This window comes from Marinococcus halophilus (assembly GCF_900166605.1).
Classification (GTDB): Bacteria; Bacillota; Bacilli; order Bacillales; family Marinococcaceae; genus Marinococcus; species Marinococcus halophilus.
In genome coordinates, this window is record NZ_FVZD01000003.1 from 154,479 (window position 1) to 169,939 (window position 15,461).

At 37.9% G+C, this 15,461-nt stretch carries 14 protein-coding genes; 12 read left to right on the plus strand and 2 right to left on the minus strand.

Going from position 1 to position 15,461, the window contains the following annotated elements; genetic code table 11:
• Positions 1–152 precede the first annotated feature (152 nt).
• The 10 genes from B5066_RS00880 to B5066_RS00920 all read left to right on the plus strand — a co-directional run bounded on the left by B5066_RS00880 (position 153) and on the right by B5066_RS00920 (position 10,085).
• Entirely contained in the window at positions 153–932 is a 780-nt protein-coding gene (locus B5066_RS00880; RefSeq protein ID WP_079474079.1) for a DeoR/GlpR family DNA-binding transcription regulator, read from the plus strand.
• Between the two features lie 271 nt (positions 933–1,203).
• The gene (locus B5066_RS00885; protein WP_079474080.1) at positions 1,204–2,217 is read left to right on the plus strand and encodes a Gfo/Idh/MocA family oxidoreductase; all 1,014 of its coding nucleotides are present in this window, start codon (positions 1,204–1,206) and stop codon (positions 2,215–2,217) included.
• Between the two features lie 49 nt (positions 2,218–2,266).
• Positions 2,267–3,307, plus strand: a complete 1,041-nt coding sequence (locus B5066_RS00890; protein ID WP_079474081.1) for a Gfo/Idh/MocA family protein — start codon at positions 2,267–2,269, stop codon at positions 3,305–3,307.
• A complete protein-coding gene (gene iolC, locus B5066_RS00895; protein ID WP_079474082.1) occupies positions 3,300–4,307 on the plus strand; it encodes a 5-dehydro-2-deoxygluconokinase in 1,008 nt (335 codons plus the stop codon). Before B5066_RS00890 ends, iolC begins: the two co-directional genes overlap by 8 nt.
• A gap of 5 nt (positions 4,308–4,312) precedes the next feature.
• Positions 4,313–5,173 carry a class II fructose-bisphosphate aldolase gene (locus B5066_RS00900; RefSeq protein WP_079474083.1) on the plus strand — a complete coding sequence of 287 codons (861 nt, stop codon included), beginning with the start codon at positions 4,313–4,315 and terminating at the stop codon, positions 5,171–5,173.
• A 43-nt stretch (positions 5,174–5,216) separates the two neighbouring features.
• On the plus strand, positions 5,217–7,079 hold the full coding sequence (gene iolD, locus B5066_RS00905) for a 3D-(3,5/4)-trihydroxycyclohexane-1,2-dione acylhydrolase (decyclizing) (protein WP_079474137.1): 1,863 nt from the start codon (positions 5,217–5,219) through the stop codon (positions 7,077–7,079).
• Between the two features lie 23 nt (positions 7,080–7,102).
• Positions 7,103–8,002 (plus strand): myo-inosose-2 dehydratase, encoded by a 900-nt coding sequence (iolE, locus tag B5066_RS00910; RefSeq protein WP_079474084.1) that lies wholly within the window; start codon positions 7,103–7,105, stop codon positions 8,000–8,002.
• Between the two features lie 52 nt (positions 8,003–8,054).
• Positions 8,055–8,870, plus strand: coding sequence for a 5-deoxy-glucuronate isomerase (gene iolB, locus B5066_RS00915; RefSeq protein ID WP_079474085.1), 816 nt, complete (start codon positions 8,055–8,057; stop codon positions 8,868–8,870).
• A 186-nt stretch (positions 8,871–9,056) separates the two neighbouring features.
• A complete protein-coding gene (locus tag B5066_RS17015; RefSeq protein ID WP_342351572.1) occupies positions 9,057–9,416 on the plus strand; it encodes a Gfo/Idh/MocA family oxidoreductase in 360 nt (119 codons plus the stop codon).
• Positions 9,417–10,085 (plus strand): Gfo/Idh/MocA family protein, encoded by a 669-nt coding sequence (locus B5066_RS00920; protein WP_342351573.1) that lies wholly within the window; start codon positions 9,417–9,419, stop codon positions 10,083–10,085.
• 636 nt (positions 10,086–10,721) lie between these two features.
• Here B5066_RS00920 and glaH read toward each other — a convergent pair.
• Positions 10,722–11,654: a glutarate dioxygenase GlaH gene (gene glaH, locus B5066_RS00925; protein ID WP_079474086.1), complete on the minus strand. Its 933-nt coding sequence runs from the start codon at positions 11,652–11,654 to the stop codon at positions 10,722–10,724.
• A 325-nt stretch (positions 11,655–11,979) separates the two neighbouring features.
• Entirely contained in the window at positions 11,980–12,285 is a 306-nt protein-coding gene (locus B5066_RS00930) for a DUF3870 domain-containing protein (RefSeq protein ID WP_079474087.1), read from the minus strand.
• A gap of 197 nt (positions 12,286–12,482) precedes the next feature.
• Here B5066_RS00930 and B5066_RS00935 point away from each other — a divergent pair, with 197 nt between their 5' ends.
• Together B5066_RS00935 and B5066_RS00940 are read left to right on the plus strand one after the other, a co-directional pair.
• A complete protein-coding gene (locus tag B5066_RS00935; RefSeq protein ID WP_079474088.1) occupies positions 12,483–13,487 on the plus strand; it encodes a TAXI family TRAP transporter solute-binding subunit in 1,005 nt (334 codons plus the stop codon).
• An 8-nt stretch (positions 13,488–13,495) separates the two neighbouring features.
• The gene (locus tag B5066_RS00940) at positions 13,496–15,460 is read left to right on the plus strand and encodes a TRAP transporter permease (RefSeq protein WP_079474089.1); all 1,965 of its coding nucleotides are present in this window, start codon (positions 13,496–13,498) and stop codon (positions 15,458–15,460) included.
• Position 15,461: the final 1 nt, after the last annotated feature.

Below are 15,461 nucleotides of genomic sequence, written 5' to 3' on the forward strand. Positions count from 1 at the left end.
TTTCTTAAGATAATTAGTTGCAATAATTTAATTTGATTTAATTTTATTACTATTTTCGCGAAATACAACTTTTTTTTAGTTTAATTTATTTACTTTTATTTAATTTAATGTTTTGATAAGAGTAATCTATCACGTTAAAAAGGAGAATAAATATGATGCCAGCTGAACGGTTGCAAAATATAAAGAATATTTTATTAGAGAGAAAAAGTATTAAAACAAATGAACTTAAAGACATATTTAATGTAAGTACAGTAACTATTAGAAAAGATCTAAATAACCTCGAGAACCAGAAATTTTTGCAAACAACCTTTGGGGGAGCTGTACTCCTAGAACAGCAGCAACAGCAAAATCAATACACTCCTCTTCCTTCCTCTGAAGCAAGTATTTATATAGATAATGAACAAGCTAAAGAATATATTGCTTCCCTAGCTCTTAGTCAAATTCAAGACGGTGATACGATTTTTTTAGGCTCTGGTTCTACTTGTTATCTATTGGCTCACAAACTTAAAGAGGTTTCTAATTTAACCGTAGTAACCAACAACATTAATGCTCTGAGTGAATTGGTAAAAAAAGATATAAAAGTGTTTTTTATTGGAGGAGAAATTGTAAATCAGAATGGCATGATCTCTACTAGTTCTGAAAAAGTAGATAATTATTTTCAGGGTATTTATGTCAATAAGGCTTTTACAAGTGTAACTGGCATGGATTTTATAGCTGGCCTAACAGTAAATCATATTATCAGCACTTATATTTATAAAAAGATTCAAGAGATGTCTTCACAGTGGTTTCTAATGCTCGAAAGCACCAAATTTTATAAGCGAGGCATTCATCAAGTAGCAAAACCGAATTCCCCTGATTTTGTTATTTCAGACAATGTTCCTCAAGATTTTAAAAACTTTTTAGAAAAACACAACGTAAAGGTAATCGAATAAAACACTCAAAACCAATTGCTATATCCATATTTAACAAGTTTGTAACCATTTCATTCTAAATTTTCGTTGATCACTTTTACTTTCGTTTAATTAAATTAAATCAAAAACAAGTAAATTAAATAAAAAAATATTTAATTTACTTGTTTTATTTTTCTAAAACTAGTGTTAATCTATGTGAAAGGTTTTATTTTGTTTGTTTTTCATTTAAACCATTTACACATGGTTGGTGATCAATGTGCACACTACTATTCTTAGATACGGGAGGAATAGAATGAAAAAATTAAAATTAGGTGTGGCGGGCCTTGGCAAATTAGGAATAAAACACGCCCGAAATATAGCTTTCCAATTACCTGATGCAGAACTGGCCGCGATCTCTACGCGCACAAGAGAAAAAGTAAAATCGATACAAAAAGATTGGCAAATTGCTTATGCTTACACCAATTATGAGGAAATGATACAAAATAACGAATTGGATGCTGTAGTTATTGCTTCACGATCAACTGAACACTATAAGCAAGTTATTCTGGCTTTAGAAGCAGGCTTACATGTTTTTTGTGAAAAGCCTTTGGGCATTACAAATGAAGAATGTAATTATTTACAGAAGATTGCCGAAAAACATGCCGGTCAAGTTTTCATGGTAGGTTTTATGAGAAGATACGATCCTGCGTATACTTACGCTAAGTCAAAAATAAAAATGGGAGCGATTGGCACGCCTTTTTTAGTCCGTTGTTACAGCTTGGATCCAAATTATTTAATTAATGATTTAATAAATTCCTCAGAAGCTAATGGAGGCCTATTTATCGATATGGGTGTCCATGATATCGATTTAGCCAGATGGTTTTTAGAATCCGAAGCTAATAGTGTCTATGCTTTAGGCGCAACGTACTTGCATGATCAATTAAAGCAGACTAACGATATCGATAACGGTACAGCTATTATAAAATTTGAGAATAATAAGATAGGCCTTTTTTACAGCGGTCGAACGGCTCCCCATGGTTACCATATCGAGACAGAAATTGTCGGTACTCATGGCACGTTGCAAATACAGTCGATTCCTAAAAAGAATCAGGTAATGGTTTACGATGAATATGGTGCTAGCCATCCAATTGTGTCAAATTTTATAGATAGATTTGATAACGCTTTCAAGTTAGAAATGCACGAATTTATACAAGCTATCCAAGAAAATCGTCCTCCCGGGACCACGATTGATGATGGCATTAAAGCTACAGAGATTTCTTCAGCTGCAAATAAGTCTCTCCAAGAACAGCAAGTAATGTATTTTTGAATACACTCTCTTTTGAAATACTATTAATTACATTTAAGGAGGAATTGAGATGAATAAAGTTAAGGTAGGAATTGTAGGGTTAGGCAGACAGGGAATAGATCAAGCAAGAAATATCGCTTTTAGAATACCAAATGCAGAATTAATGGCGGTAAATAGCATCATTAAAGAAGAAGTACAAGAAGTACAGCAAAATTGGGGTATTCCTTACGGTTACACCGATTACAACGAAATGCTTGCTAATGAGGAACTTGATGCCATTGTTATTATTTCCCCCTCCCCTGAACATTGTTGGCAAATTGAAGCCGCTCTTGATGCCGGATTCCATGTTTTTTCAGAAAAACCATTAGGTGTTTCTATGGAAGAGTGCAAAATAGCAGAAAGAGCGGTAGAAAGAAATGAAGACAAAGTCTTTATGCTTGGTTTTATGCGCCGTTACGACCCATCTTACGCATATGCAAAACAACGAATTCAAGAGGGTTCCATAGGCAAGCCTATTCTTGTAAGAGCCACAAGTATTGATCCGGAAAGTACTATCGAAGGAGCTATCCGTTTTGCTGCCACTAGCGGAGGATTATTTTTAGACATGACAGTCCATGATATTGATTTAGCCAGATGGTTCTTAGAATCGGACGTAAAATCTTTGTATGCTACAGGTGGTTGCTACTTACATGAAGAATTTGAACAGTACGGCGATGGCGATAATGTTGCTGCCTTAATGCATTTCGAAAATGGCACCATGGCAATGTTTCATTCAGGAAGGAACGCTCCACACGGGTACCATGTAGAAACTGAAATTGTAGGCACACATGGAACACTACGAATTGGTTCAGTTCCTCAAGAAAATCAAGTTATGATTTTTGATAATCATGGCGCTCGCCAAGAATGCGTCAATGGTTTCCAGGAACGTTTTGAAGAAGCCTATCGTCTTGAATTGCAAGAATTCATTGATTGCATCTTAGAGGAACGAAAACCCGATGTTTCTGTTTATGATGGCACAAAATCTACGGAGGTTGCCTATGCAGCTACCGAATCGTTTCGGGAAAACAAACTTATGACATTCAAAAAAGAGGTGTCGCAATCCAATGAATAATATGAAGTTTGCAACAGATCGAACCTTAGACATAGTAGCTTTAGGTCGGATTGGAGTTGACTTAAATGCCAACGAAATCAATTGTCCAATGGAAGAAGTAGTATCTTTTACAAAAACGATCGGTGGTTCACCAGCTAATATTGCATTCGGCACTTCACGATTGGGCCTTAAAACTGGTTTTATCGGAAAAGTTGCAAATGATGGCCTCGGCCGCTATTGTTTGAAAGCGTTCAAAGATAATGACATTGATCGTTCCAATGTGTTGATAGATCAGTCTAAAGCCGTCAACGGACTTGCTTTTACAGAGATCATAAGCCCGAGTGAATCTAATCACATTTTGTATCGAAATAATGTGGCTGATTTAAATCTTGCACCCGAAGATATCAATGAAGCTTACATTAAAAGCACAAAAATCTTATTAATATCAGGGACGGCTTTATCACAAAGCCCTTCCCGAGAAGCAGTTTTTCTTGCTGTGGAATATGCTAAAAAGCATCATACTAAAGTCGTTTTAGATATTGATTACAGACCCTATTCCTGGCGGTCTAAAAAAGAAACTGCTATATATTACAATCTTATTGCGGAAAAATGTGATCTCATTATAGGCACTAGAGAAGAATTCGATACCATGAGTATTTACGCCCCTGACAATACACAAAGCGACCAGCAACTAGCTGACAAGTGGTTGTCTTGCCAAGCGAATCTTGTCGTAATAAAGCACGGAAGCGAAGGTTCATGGGCATACACAGATGAAGGTACTCAATTTAAAGGAAAAACTTTTCCAACAAAGGTTTTAAAGACATTTGGCGCTGGTGACTCTTATGCGGCAGGACTAATCCATGGCTTGTTGGAGGACCGGGATATTGATAAATGCCTTGAATTCGGAAGCGCTGCTGCTGCAATTGTCATTTCAAAAAACTCCTCATCAGAAGCTATGCCTACCTTAGAAGAACTCTATACTTTTATTGACGAGGCTAAAGCAAGAAAGGAAATGGAGTGAACAGCATGATTTGTGATTTTAATAATATTATGAAAAAGGCCGCAAAAGGACAATATGCCCTAGCAGCGTTCAACGTTTTTGGATATGAGGATGCAGTATCTGTTGTCCGTGCCGCAGAAGAAATGAATGCCCCTATTCTGCTTGCCACTAATAAACAAGCTATAGATCATATGCCAGTGGAACATTGGGGAAATTTACTGCGTCTTCTTGCAGAGGAAGCAAGCGTACCTATATCCATCCATATGGATCACGCCAAAGATTATCAAACTGTAGCGCGTGCTATTAAAAGTGGATACACCTCTATCATGTATGATGGCTCTCATCTTCCATTCGAAGAGAATGTTAAAGCCACTAAAGAAATCACTAATATGGCCCACGCTTTCGGAATACCAGTTGAAGGAGAAATTGGCAAACTATCTTACGATGATTTAGCAGGTCATAAGACCGAATATACTATACCTGAAGAAGCAGAAGCATTTGCTGCACAAACCGGCGTAGACTGGCTTGCTGTTTCGATAGGTACCGTTCAGCGAATGCAAAAGCAAAAGGCCGCTGTACAGTTTGGACGGCTGGAAGCTATTGAGACTCTTGTGAATTTACCACTTGTCATTCACGGTTCAACGGGAGTTGAAGATGCAGAATTGAAACGGTTAACCGATTACAACGTCGCAAAGTTAAATATTGGAACAGCCCTGCGCATGGCTTTTGGCCAGACGCTAACCAAAGAGGTTCAGCACTTACCTGAACAGTATGACCGATTGAAATTGTTTGAAAAACCAATGGATAAAGTGAAAATAGTAGCCAAGCATAAATTGAATGTATTAGGATTCGAAGATTCCACATATGAACGAAAACATTACGTATAGTAAATTTCCACGTTATATATATGTAAGAAACGAGGCGATTATGATGCAGACAATCCGTTTGACCATGGCTCAAGCATTGATAAAATTTTTAAACAGCCAGTATATAAAAATAGATGGAGAAGAGCATAAATTTGTTGCAGGAATGATGGGAATCTTTGGCCATGGAAACGTTGTCGGCTTAGGCCAGGCGCTTGAACAATACAAGCAAAGCTTTTCCTTTTATCAGGGGAAAAACGAACAAGAAATTGCTCACGCAGCTATGGCTTATGCAAAACAAAAGCGACGTAAAAATATCTATGCTGTTACAGCTTCCATTGGCCCTGGTTCAGCAAACTTAGTTACTGCAGCAGGCACAGCAACGGTGAATCGCCTGCCTGCCCTGTTTTTACCTTCAGATAATTTTGCTACACGGCAGCCCGATCCCGTACTGCAACAAATCGAAGACAGCTCTGACTACACGGTTTCCGTGACGGATTCGCTTAAGCCCGTAAGTAAGTATTGGGATCGTATTGTTCGTCCTGAGCAACTTATCACAGCTTGTTTGCAAGCAATGCGTGTACTGACTGACCCTGCTGAGACTGGAGCAGTGACCCTAGCCTTGCCTCAGGATGTACAAGCAGAAGCATATGACTACCCAGTATCGTTTTTTGAAAAACGAGTGCATAATATTGAACGTCGCCCCGCAGCAGACGAGACAATCGAAGAAGCAGTACGACTCATTTCCACCAAGAAAAAACCATTTATCATTTGTGGGGGTGGCGTTCGGTACAGCGAAGCTTCAGAAACATTAAAAATATTTGCAGAAAAATTCAATATTCCATTCGGTGAAACACAGACCGGCAAAGGAAATGTAGCATGGGATCACCCATATAATCTGGGCGGCGTCGGTATATGTGGAACGCTGGCTGCTAATCGAATAGCTAAAGAATCTGACTTGATTATTGCGATTGGTACTCGTTTAAATGATTTTGTAACTTCTTCCAAAAAAGCTTATCAAAATCATGAAGTGGACGTACTCACGATCAATGTCAATGCCTTAGATGCTAATAAATTGAATGCTTCTTCTATTACAGCAGATGCTAAGGCAGCACTCACAAAGCTTTCGAAAGCATTAGAAAAAATCAACTATATGTCTAGTTATACTGACGAAATCCAACAAGCAAATGAAGAGTGGCAGAAAGAAATGTCCTATTTCGAATCTATCGAAGAACAAAATGGACTCTCTCAAACAAGAGTATTAATGGAGTTAAATAAGCAGCTGGATTCTGACGCTGTAATTGTATCAGCGTCAGGAAGCTTGCCTTCTGACCTGGAACGTCTCTGGCGGCCGAGCATCCCGGATACGTATCATCTCGAATACGGCTTTTCATGCATGGGCTACGAAGTACCGGGAGCATTGGGAGCGAAGCTCGCTCACCCTGAGCGCGAAGTTTATGCGTTTGTCGGCGACGGAGCTTATTTAATGGGCCATACTGAACTATATACCAGTATCCAGGAAGGGATCAAATTTAATATCATTTTATTTGATAACAACGGCTTTCAGTGCATCCATAATTTACAGCGCGCTCATGGTATTGACAGTTTTGGTAACGAGTTCAGACATCGAGATAGGGATAAAAAGGATTTAAGCGGCAGTTACGCCCCAATCGATTTCGCTAAAAATGCTGAAAGTTATGGAGCAAAAGCATACACTGTGACTAGTTTACAAGAATTGAACGATGCTATTGAACAATCTAAGTTAGAAACGACGTCTACTTTAATTCACGTGAAGGTTCTTCCCGGTACAATGACAGAAGACTATGAAAGCTTTTGGCACGTAGGTGTGCCAGAGGTTTCAGAAAGTAAAAAAGTGAAAGAAGCTCACGAAACAATGAGGGAAAACTTGAAGAATATAAAATTGCTTTAAACAACAAAGAAGGGAGGAATATGATGTTATCGCCACAAGAGGTAAAAATCGGGTGCGCACCTATTAATTGGACTAATGACGATCTGCCGGAACTCGGCGGAGATATTTCCTTTGAGCAATGTTTAAGTGAAATGGCACTTGCAGGATTTGATGGCAGTGAAATCGGCACCAAATTTCCTAAAGAACAACATCTTTTAAAAAAAGCTATTGAATTGCGCAATTTGGAAATATGCAACGGCTGGTTTAGCAGTTATTTCACTTCAAAACCAAAAGAAGAAACTATCGAGGCTTTTATAAAACATCGTGACTTTTTACACGACGTGGGAGCAAATGTGATTGGAGTTGGTGAAGTTGGACGCACTGTTCACGGCGATGAAAGTTTGGCTCTCTTTAAAGATCGCCCCTATTTAACCGATCAACAATTCCACGAACTGGCTAGAGGTCTTGAAGAACTAGGCCGACTGGCAAATGAAAAGGGAATGGAGATTGCTTTTCATTACCATATAGGTACTGGAATTGAGACGTTGGAAGAAATAGATAAATTGATGGAACTCACGAATCCTGACCTGGTGCACTTGTTATTTGACACTGGACACGCGACGGTAGCGGGCGACGATCCGGCAGAGATATTGCAAAAATATGTTCATCGTGTGAATCATGTTCATATAAAAGACGTCCGCCAGGAAGTTCTTCAAAAAATGAAAGCACAGCAGCTGAGTTTTCTTACTGGTGTAAAACTAGGTTTATTTACTGTCCCCTCTGATGGTGACATGGTTGATTTAGAAACGATTTTTCAAATTCTGGATAAAAATAAATATCAAGGTTGGATTGTGGTAGAAGCTGAACAGGATCCACACAATGCAAACCCTCTTGAACATGCCATAAAAGCTCGCGATTATATTAGAATAAAAACTGGTTTATAGAAAGCATGTTTCGACTTGTTTAATATGTTTGGAAAGAGAAAGGAGTTTCTTAATGAGTGATCTAATTGTGAAAAACATGGACCCAAATGAAGAAGGAAATGTATTAAAAATCACACCAGACTCCGCCGGCTGGGAATACATCGGATTTGAAGTTTTCAAACTATCACAAGGTCAAACCGTGAAGAAAGAAACATTGAGTAACGAAGTTTGTATAGTAATACTAAGCGGAAAAGTGAATATTGCTACTGAGAAAGAAAAATACGAAAACATCGGTCACCGTATGAGTGTTTTTGAATGGACTCCTCCCTATTCTGTATATGTCCCTCCTAAAGACCAATATGCAATACAGGCATTAACAGAAGTTGAATACGTAGTATGTGCAGCTCCGGGTAAAGGGACTTACGAAGCCAGGCTTATCACTCCAGAAGATGTAAAAGTTTCAACGCGAGGTTCGGGTAACCTTACTAGATATATCCATGATATTTTGCCTGAGCAGGCTAACGCGGATAGTTTGCTTGTAGTGGAAGTGCTTACTCCACAAGGTAGTTGGTCCGGCTTTCCTCCGCATAAGCATGATGAAGATAATTTACCCCATGAATCCAAACTCGAAGAAACATATTACCATAAAATCAATCCGGAAAATGGGTTTGCTTACCAACGTGTTTATACAGATGATAATTTATTAGACGAAAATTTAGCTGTAAAGAACGATGAAGCTGTACTTGTCCCCAAAGGCTATCATCCTGTTGCTGCGCCACCAGGCTATGATGTTTATTTTTTGAATGTTATGGCCGGTCCTATACGAACATGGAATTTTAAAAATGATCCTGAACATGAGTGGTTGTTAAATCATGTTAAAGTTTATTAATTTCGATAAAATTGGTGGGAACGTCTAACTTCTGTTTAAGAATCTTTCCATTGTAAAGCTATAGATGAAAATATTAATTTGGAAATATCAACATGCAGAAAAAGCAAAAATACCACAAGCAAAACAAGTATGATAAATTCATTTCCCAATAACAACCCCTTGTATTAATTGGTGGGAAGAATAACATTGGCAGAATTGAAAATAGGAATAATCGGCGCGGGACGTATTGGAAAGCTTCATGCAGAAAACTTGAAGCATAACGAACAAGTAGAATTAATAGCGGTTTCCGATTTATTTGTGGATTCTTTAGAGGAGTGGACCAAAAAGCTAGGCTTTCATTATGTGACTAAAAACTATAACGAAATCATCGACGATAAAAGTATCGATGCAATTTTTATTTGTTCCCCTACTAGTACTCATGCAGAGATCATTGAAAAAGCTGCTAAATACAATAAGCACATTTTCTGTGAGAAGCCAATTAGTTTTTCATTAGAAGAAACAAGAAGAATTCTAAAAGTGGTGAATGAATGTAAAGTGAAATTCTAAGTGGGTTTTAACCGTCGTTACGATTATAATTTTCGTGCCGTTAAAGAAGCTCTGTTAGAAAAAGAAATTGGTAGCCCTCATAGCGTAAAAGTTACTTCTCGAGATCCAGCAGTACCTTCTATTGAATACATTAAAAAATCTGGCGGATTATTTTTTGATATGACCATTCATGACTATGACATGATTCGTTATATTGTAGGAAGTGAACCAACTAGTATTTATGCTCAAGGACACTGTTGTATCAATCCAGAAGTGGAAAAGTCTGGTGATATTGATACGGCCATGTGCATGATTAATTTTGAAAATAAAGCCCTAGCAATTATCGATAATAACCGTCGATCTTCCTATGGCTATGATCAACGAATAGAAGTGTTCGGCGATCAAGGAAATATTAGTACGGAAAATGATACAGATCACACGTTGAAGATTTCAAATCATCAAGGAGTCTCCCAAGGCAAACCTAAGCACTTTTTCCTCGAAAGATACCGAGAAGCGTATGTAGATGAAGTTACTGAGTTTATTGATAGGGTCCTAAGTGATAAACCGATATCTACGACAGGGGAAGATGGCTATCGGGCTGAACTTTTAGCCCATGCTGCTAATAGATCATGGCAAGAACAGCGGCCGGTAGAGCTATCAGAATTTGCCCCTGATGTATATCAACGATGAAAATCATGTTGAATAATTGGTGATTGCACTTAAAAAACTGATCCATAGAACTGCCCGCATCAAGTAGACAATCAAAATATGTAAAACTTTTAAATGGTTTAACCCCAGTATACTATCGTGGTCAAGCCATTTAAATATTTCTGAATAATGATGGTCATTATAGAACTCTAGATAGCGATGACTTGCTTCCATTTAATTAATATAATCGTTATTAGTAGTAGCTTTTTATCAAAAAAATAAGCATTCTAATCCTCAAGGAATCGAGATACTTGAAGCAACTTATTTCATGTAATCTTTTTTACAAACAGCAAATCACCCTTCTCCTATAATGGTTGGAGAAGGGTGATTTTTTAGTTATAAAACCTCTAAAAAATATCAGAGTTTAAAATCTTTTGGTAGTAGAAGAGACGTTTAATTCGAAAAATTCATTTTCACACATGGACATGGGGAGTGTCTCTTCTGCTAACAATAGTAGACTACTTTTTTTGTTTTTTACACTTGGTGCATGTTTTTGAACAAGAGATTTTCATAATTTTAGATTCTATTTCGCTATCGCTTTCTGTTTCTACATTCGGTACGAATATACACATATTGATTCTCCTCTTTCCTATAGAAATTGGTCGTACAATGTAAAGTTTAGCTTGGGAATCTTCCTCTTTGACGAAGTAATTCTCGATCTAAGTCTTCATTGACTTCGAAAGCAGCCCTTCCATGTAACCAAAACAAATTATTCACCATCACTAAGTGTCCTACCGGCAATTCTAATTCAGTAACACTTTGGTCTTCTTCCATTGACTTGGACATATCACGCAAGTATTTAGCTTCTTCAATAGAGGAAGGATTGGCAAATTGGTCTATAAAACAAATGCATGGCTCGCCATTTTTATGGAAGAACGTTTTTCTATTAACTTCCTGGCCAACGTTTTTGCTGGCAGGTGCTTTATACGAAATTTCTTTTTCCGCAAACGGATGTTTATAATATTGATCTAATTCTTTCCAATCATCTAAATGAAGCAAGCGGGATTCTCCACCGACTGCATTTTTTTCATGCATTTTCATCATTAAAAGCCAATCGGTCGATTCGTCAACGAAGGTGCCATCCGTGTGTAATGTAAATCGCCGATAAGCTTGTCGTAGATACGAATCACTACTGTCCGTATGGCCGACAGTAAAGCGAGCATAATATTTACCAGACATAGCGTCGAAGTTGCATTCTCCAATTAGATGCGTAAGAGCTGTAGAAAAGAGAACGTATTTATCGGTATCTGTGATCTCTTGATCCAAACCAATCGTAAACCCTCCCGTGGCTCGGTCCATTAATATACCACGAACAGTTGTAGTAAAAGATTCACTTAGCACGTCTTGTAAGGCGCTAGCTACAATAAATCGCGTGTAAGGCACATATTCTAATTCTTGCACTTCAACGTTTTTCACTTGATCAAAGAACCTTGCTAAAGCGTCTTTTTTGATATCAATATGGTAGAGACGAGCGTTCTGTGGATGTTTGGCAATCTTTATTTCCTGAGTTTCTTGGGAAAAATCTAAAATGTTGTTTCCTGAAATAGCCATAAATTAATATTCCTCCTTGATAGTTGAAAATAAGTGAAAAAATAAAAGCCAGCCTTTTAACACAAAAATTTCCTTGTGTTTAAAGACTGGCTCTAATAGACGGATGGCAAACTATCAAATAGTAAGTCCACGTCATATTAAACAGTTTTATCGTTAAAATGATCATAATAACTTTTTGCGCTCACGGAACAAAAGGAGTTATTCCTTCTTGTGGTAAGCGTTAACATTATAGTGAATTAAATTTATCGACTTGTCAACGTTTTATTCATTTTTTATTTAAAAAATTTTCGACGTTCTACTTTTTATCAATTCTAAAAATAGGCCCTTATAAATTTTTATATTGTTTGTATAAATCTTTTAGAGCTGAAACAATGGCATTTTTGGCCTTGCCTGAATAATTATGGTTAATAAGATCAATAGGTTTTTCAATACCATTCTGTAAGCTATAGCCTTTCAAAAGCCGGTTAATAAATTCTCTTCCGTGGGCAGTTGCCAACGTACAAGAAGATTCTAAAATCACTCCGTATTCACGATCAATTTCTACTGTAACTGTGAGTGTTTGAAACATACTTTGTGCAGCCATGCCTTCTGGAAGCCTAGCATGACCTGCGATAAATACTACGTTATTCATATGTATATCCCCTTTTCAAAATAATCATTATTTAATATTAATCCTTTACTTCAGTTCATTCTAATTGTAGATATAGATCATTCGCCTATCAATTAAAATTTGGTTATAGAGTTCTGAAAATTTTGTATTGTAATTGAAAGCGTTAACAACTAGAATTTGTTATACAGTATAACATCTTTTCTTGAAAGGGGCTTATTATGAAACGCATTCTTTTTTTATTATTAATTTTGATACCGGTTTCATTTCTTTTATTAAATGCTTTTTCGGACCAAAAGTATGAATATTATTCGATCGCTACAGGAACGACGTCGGGAACTTACTACCCTGTGGGCGTGGGTTTAGCGAATTTGTATACAGAGGAACTAGGAGAAAATATCCGAGTGACAGGCCAATCGTCAGGGGGGTCCGTAGAAAATATTGATTTATTAAGAGAAGGAGAAGCGGAATTCGCCACTATCCAAGGTGTTATTGGAGACTTTGCTTACCAAGGAAAAGATATATATGATGATAATACTTATGAAGATTTACGCGCTGTAACCATGCTATGGCCTAATACAGAGCAATTTCCTTTAAAGAATAATCAAATTACTACAGGTACCTTAGCAGATATAGAGGGAACGAATTTTTCTTTGGGTTCTCGCGGAAGTGGGACAGAACAAACAACACGTATTATTATGAATAGCCTCGGCATGTCCAAAAGGGATATCAATCAAGATTACCTTGGATTCGGGGACACCATTTCTGCAATGAGAGATGGAACTTTACAGGGAGGAGCGGTTTCTGCAGGGTTACCGACCACTGCTATTACAGACATGTATGCTAGTGGCGTAAATGCGACATTGCTCAACGTATCCGATGAACAATTACAAAAAATTCAAGAAAGCTCAGATGTTTTTTATCGATATACGATTCCTGCTGAAACTTATCCCAACCAGTCTGAAGAGATCCATACCGTAGCACAAGGTAATTTTATGGGCACCGATAAAAGTTTAGATAAAGAAAGAGTTTACCAATTAACGAAAAGTACGTATGAGAATTTAGAACAAGTACATGGTATACATTCCGTGACGAAGAATATAACGTTAGAAAATTCCCTGGAAGGGTTAACGGTTCCATTACACTTAGGGGCCTACGAGTATTACAAAGAACAAGGCGTAGAAGTACCAGAAAATTTAATGCCCCCAGAAGAGAAGAAAGGATGAGTATGTAAATGGCCAATAGCAACGAAAACCTAGATTCAAACCATCATACTGAGATGATCCAACCGCCCAATAGGTATTCTAGCAATTGGAGAAAGGTTCTCGTCGTTAGCATAGCTGTCGTATTAGCAGTATTCGCTATCGTATCGAATAGCTTTTTGAACATGCAGGAAATATACCGAAATGGCGTATTTCTCATGTTGGCTTCATTTTTAGCATTTCTTTTGTATCCTTTCACAAAGAAGAACGAAGATACTCCCTTTTCTTTCATAGATGTCTTGCTAGCCATTGGTAGTACCATTGCCATTGGATACATTCTATTTGGATATTCCAATATCCATATTGATCGCCTGTCGCAAGCAGTTACGATTAACTATATTTTTGCCGCTGTAGCGATCGTTTTTCTATTGGAAGCCACTCGTCGTGCGTTAGGCTTGTTTATCCCTATTTTAATCATATTGGCTATGATATACAGTATCGTTGGCCCCTACTTCTCTGGCGTCTTTGGCCACGCTGGTTTTAGTATTGAGAGGCTGTTATATCGCGTATATATGACTACAGAAGGTATATTCGGTATGACTTTATCCATAGCTGCTACGTATATTGTTATATTTATTATCTTGGGAGCATTTCTTAGTGTTAGTGGAGCTTCGAAATTGTTTAATGATCTAGCGTTAGCTGTCGCTGGAAGATATAGCGGTGGACCAGCTCAAGTTTCTGTATTAACGAGTGCCTTAACGGGGTCGTTAAGCGGCAGTGCCGTCGCTAATGTTGCCACAACTGGCACATTTACGATCCCCTTAATGAAATCGGTGGGGTTTAAATCACGGTTCGCCGGAGCTGTGGAAGCCACAGCATCCACAGGCGGTATGATGATGCCTCCTATCATGGGCGCAGCAGCATTTATCATGGCAGGATTTCTTGGAGTACCGTACTCGGTCATCGTGCTAGCGGCAATTATTCCCACGTTTTTATACTTTGGAGCGTTAATTCTAGCTATCAATCTCGAAGCTAGGAAACAAGGACTAAAAGGTATTAGCAAAGACTCGATACCTCAAGTCTTTAAAGTACTCAAAGAACGAGGGTTATTGTTGCTCCCATTGGTAGTAGTTGTATACTTTTTATTATCAGGCCGTACGCCTCTATTCGCCGGGTTTATTGGTATCATAAGTATCATTATTGTAAGCTGGTTAACGTTAGACCCTTCAACACGTATTACACCTAAAAAATTGATTCAGGGTCTCTATGAGGGAGCCAAAGGTACCGTGCAGGTGACAATGGCATGCGCCTCCATTGGTATTATGATTGCCGTTATATCCATGACAGGCTTGGGGGAAGCTATTAGTACCAATATTTTAGCCATTTCCAGCGGCAATTTGTTAATAGCTTTATTACTAGTCATGCTAACCTGTATCGTATTGAGTCTCGGTCTGCCTTCTACGGCTTTATATATTATTGTTGCCGTAACAGTAGCTCCTGTGCTTATTGATATGGGAATCAATGACGTTGCAGCTCACTTCTTTGTCTTCTGGTTTGGGGTGCTTTCTAGCATTACTCCTCCTGTAGCTTTAGCCTCTTATACCGCTTCAGGTATAGCTAAATCGGATGCAATGCAAACCTCTTGGAGTGCTTTACGTTTAGCATTACCAGGGTTTATTATTCCGTTTTTGATTGCTTTTAATCCAGCTATGGTTATGCAAGGAAGTAATATCAACTTTCTTGATATCCTATTGATGCTGCTAATAGCGTCCTCGATCATATTTGCTTTAACCATAGTATTAGCAAAGTTTTTCTTAAAGCCTTTATTATGGTGGGAACAACTACTTTTTATCTTTCCTGTAGTATTATTGTTATTTACTAACGTATTTACTGTGATACTCGGAATTTTACTCCTGGGAGGTGCCATAGCCATACAAGTATATCGTTATCATTACCAAGATCGATCTTATAATACGGTCTTTAAGAAAGGAGGTTAAT

Bases quoted from the DNA above. Each gene is read 5' to 3' on its own strand.
- B5066_RS00930 (WP_079474087.1), bottom strand. From the start codon at position 12,285: ATGAATAACGTAGTATTTATCGCAGGTCATGCTAGGCTTCCAGAAGGC.
- B5066_RS00890 (WP_079474081.1), top strand. From the start codon at position 2,267: ATGAATAAAGTTAAGGTAGGAATTGTAGGGTTAGGCAGACAGGGAATA.
- B5066_RS00885 (WP_079474080.1), top strand. From the start codon at position 1,204: ATGAAAAAATTAAAATTAGGTGTGGCGGGCCTTGGCAAATTAGGAATA.
- B5066_RS00940 (WP_079474089.1), top strand. From the start codon at position 13,496: ATGGCCAATAGCAACGAAAACCTAGATTCAAACCATCATACTGAGATG.
- B5066_RS00935 (WP_079474088.1), top strand. From the start codon at position 12,483: ATGAAACGCATTCTTTTTTTATTATTAATTTTGATACCGGTTTCATTT.
- iolB (WP_079474085.1), top strand. From the start codon at position 8,055: ATGAGTGATCTAATTGTGAAAAACATGGACCCAAATGAAGAAGGAAAT.
- B5066_RS00900 (WP_079474083.1), top strand. From the start codon at position 4,313: ATGATTTGTGATTTTAATAATATTATGAAAAAGGCCGCAAAAGGACAA.
- B5066_RS00880 (WP_079474079.1), top strand. From the start codon at position 153: ATGATGCCAGCTGAACGGTTGCAAAATATAAAGAATATTTTATTAGAG.
- glaH (WP_079474086.1), bottom strand. From the start codon at position 11,654: ATGGCTATTTCAGGAAACAACATTTTAGATTTTTCCCAAGAAACTCAG.
- iolD (WP_079474137.1), top strand. From the start codon at position 5,217: ATGCAGACAATCCGTTTGACCATGGCTCAAGCATTGATAAAATTTTTA.
- iolE (WP_079474084.1), top strand. From the start codon at position 7,103: ATGTTATCGCCACAAGAGGTAAAAATCGGGTGCGCACCTATTAATTGG.
- iolC (WP_079474082.1), top strand. From the start codon at position 3,300: ATGAATAATATGAAGTTTGCAACAGATCGAACCTTAGACATAGTAGCT.